Origin of the sequence: Kaistella sp. (genome assembly GCF_041824135.1) — a bacterium.
Taxonomy (GTDB): Bacteria; Bacteroidota; Bacteroidia; order Flavobacteriales; family Weeksellaceae; genus Kaistella.
This window is the reverse complement of the sequence record NZ_JBGZYM010000086.1, coordinates 1-3,231: the sequence shown is the minus strand read 5'-3', so window position 1 is coordinate 3,231 and position 3,231 is coordinate 1. Positions and strand designations below refer to the sequence as shown.

Genomic DNA, 3,231 nt, shown 5'->3' with positions numbered 1-3,231 from the left:
ACGATATTTTAATTCCAATAGGTATATTACGTGTAAACGTTGATATATCAGTGTTTTTAATGTTTTTTAAGGTTAATTATTTGGTATACAAAAAAATTTGCAATAAAAAAACCTGTGAATTATACTTTAAGTGTCGAGTTTAAAGAATATATCACAGGGGGTTTTTTCTATTGTTTTCTATTGATGATGATACCGTATGTGACTCAAATAATCAAGATTTGAGAGTTGAGTCTGGCGAAGTTTTCAGAGATATTCGCAGGAACGGAAAAGAGTTTGATTGGCGTGGTAAAAAGATTAAGAACCGTTATTACGCAGAAATATTAAAAATTTTACATTTCAAAAAGGCAAATAATGTTCATGGTTGTGCTGATGAAATGTCATTTAAAATGACAGATGATGGGTATTTAAGATTGCACCAAGTTTGGTTTTGCAAATCAAAGTTATGTCCACTTTGTGCTTGGAGGAGATCAATGAAATTCTCATACCAAAATGCTGAAATACTTTCAGAAGCTATAAAGCAAGAACCTAAAGCACGATTCTTATTTTTAACGCTGACTGTTAAAAATGTTTTTGATGGAGAAGAACTCGACAAAACGTTGAAGGAAATGACAAAAGGTTTTGCTCGGTTGATGAAATATAAAAAAGTTTCAAAGAATTTAATTGGTTTTTTAAGAGCTACTGAAGTAACAGTAAACGATATTGATAATTCATTTCACCCGCATTTTCATGTCTTGTTGATGGTTAAGTCAACTTATTTTAAGGGAGAAAATAATTACATAAATCAAGATGAATGGACTGAACTTTGGAAAAAATCTATGAAGTTAGAGTACATTCCTATTGTTAACGTGAAAGCAGTTAGAGGGAAAACTGGTAATAAAAATGATGTAAAGTCTGCTGTTTTAGAGACTTCAAAATATCCTGTTAAAGATTCTGATTATTTATCAAATAATTTTGATAGAGATACTTTAGTTGTTGATGAACTCGAAAAAGGTTTGAACAGAAAACGCCAAATTGGATATGGCGGATTGTTCAAAGAGATTCGAAAAAAACTCCACCTCGAAGATGTCGAGGAAGGAGATTTGAGAATTGTTGGTGCAGATGAGGAGGAAAAAGTTTCCGAATCTGCACAAATAATTTATGCGAAGTGGAACGATACTCGCAAAAATTATTTCATAAAAAGATGAGCGGTAACTCGCTCGTCTTTTTTTATTTTGAGGTTTGCGACCCCCCCAATTTGATAGGGGAGCAAAATCTCAAACCAAAATTATTTGAGCAGAAAGGACAAAGTCCAGCGAAAATATTTTGCTCGGAAATCGACAGATTTACGAAGGCACTTGATCTTGAACTTAGCGTCGCAGACCCCAATCTTTACGAAGTAAAGTATATTGGGGTATACTTTACTTGGGTATACTTTACTTGGAAGTTTCACCGAAGTAACCAAAGGAAGGTGCTTTTTATGTCTACAATAGTTGCAAGTATGATGAAAATGAAATCAGGAAATTTGGTTGGAATTGGAAATCATAATCAACGCAGATTCGAAAAACATTCGAACCCAGCAATCGACGTTGAACGCTCACATTTGAATTACGATTTAGTAAATCGAGATGAGCCTTTTAATTACAAAACTGATATTGAAAAATTTATCAACGAGAATAAATCGAGTTCTCGAGCAGTTAGAAAAGATGCAGTTCTAGTTAACGAATGGATAATTTCAAGTGATAAAGGTTTTTTTGAAAATAAAGATGATAAAGAAATCGAACGATTTTTTACCGAAGCGAAAGATTACTTTGCTGAAAAATATGGTGAAAAAAATGTGAGATATGCTCAAGTTCATTTAGATGAATCTACTCCGCATATGCATTTGGGTATTGTTCCTTTTGACCAAGATAATAAATTATCAGCTAAACGACTTTTTAATCGAAAAGCCTTAATTGAAATTCAAGATGAGTTGCCAGTTCGATTGAACGAGCGTGGTTTTGAATTAGAACGTGGCGAAAAGGGATCAAAAAGAAGTCATTTATCTGTTGATGATTACAAAGCCTATATGGACAATAAAAAGGCTCTTGAAGCAGAATTAACTGATTTAAAGAAAGTCATTGAAACCACTGAAGAAGAATTAGTGAAAAAGAAAGAAGAAATCAAAAGTCTTTCTGAAGATAAACCAGTTAATTTGGATATGAAAAAATTAAAGGTTCACTATGAATTTGAAGATGTGAAAGTTCCTTCTGGCGAAAAATTTATGGGAATTGACATAAAAAAAACAGAGCAGCAGCGAACAGGGAATTTAATTATTCCTCAAAAAAGTTTTGATTTGATAGCAAAAGATGCTGTTCAAAATGTGCAATTAAAGCAACAAGTAAAAAAATATATGGCAACTGACTTAGTTAAAGAAAATCAAAAATTAGAAGATGAGCTTGGCAGAGTGAAGCGAATCAATAGTGAAAATGTTAAAATTTATTATGATTTAGAAAAGAAATATAAAAAAGTGGTTGCTGAAAATGATAGTTTGAGAAGTGTGGTTCGTTCGTTGAAAAATGAGATTAAAACTATCTATCGTGAATTGAAAGATACGTTTAAACAGATTTTTGTAGATAAGACCAAATCGAAGGAAGTTACTAAAGATTTTGCTATGAAGATTGAACAAAATGCACCAAAAAGTGAATTTAAGCGTTTGGAAAGAGATGACAACAGAACTGTAAGTCGTGGAATGAGCAAATAAGGCTCAAAAATGCGTTCTAAGCGATTTTAATACCTAGTACATATTTAGATTAGTTTGTTCTTTCTGTCGGCATAAGCGTTAAAAATCAAGGCGAAAAAGCACACAAGGGCGAGCGTAGCGAGTGCTATTTACCCTTGTGTGCTTTTTTGATTTGATTTAGCTTCTGCCTGTCCGACAGAAAGGGCGAACTAATCGTGTTTGCCAACTTTCTAGAGGCATGGATCCAACGCCATGGCGTTGGCTGGGTTTGGGCGAGAGCCCAAGGTTTTGTCTTTTAAAGGTTTTTGTTTTTTATATTTTGATAGGCTTGTAAAAGCCTATTAAACCGCCGTTTTTGGCGGTTTCTTCTTATCTTGATAAATAAAGAAATAACGATATTTTAATTCCAATAGGTATATTACGTGTAAACGTTGATATATCAGTGTTTTTAATGTTTTTTAAGGTTAATTATTTGGTATACAAAAAAATTTGCAATAAAAAAACCTGTGAATTATACTTTAAGTGTCGAGTTT

At 32.7% G+C, this 3,231-nt stretch carries 2 protein-coding genes; both read left to right on the top strand.

The window, feature by feature from the left end; genetic code table 11:
* Positions 1–170 precede the first annotated feature (170 nt).
* Positions 171–1,184, top strand: a complete 1,014-nt coding sequence (locus ACEYOS_RS11285; protein ID WP_373797576.1) for a protein rep — start codon at positions 171–173, stop codon at positions 1,182–1,184.
* Positions 1,181–2,719, top strand: a complete 1,539-nt coding sequence (gene mobV / locus ACEYOS_RS11280; RefSeq protein WP_373707480.1) for a MobV family relaxase — start codon at positions 1,181–1,183, stop codon at positions 2,717–2,719. The genes ACEYOS_RS11285 and mobV overlap by 4 nt, the downstream gene beginning before the upstream one ends.
* Positions 2,720–3,231: the final 512 nt, after the last annotated feature.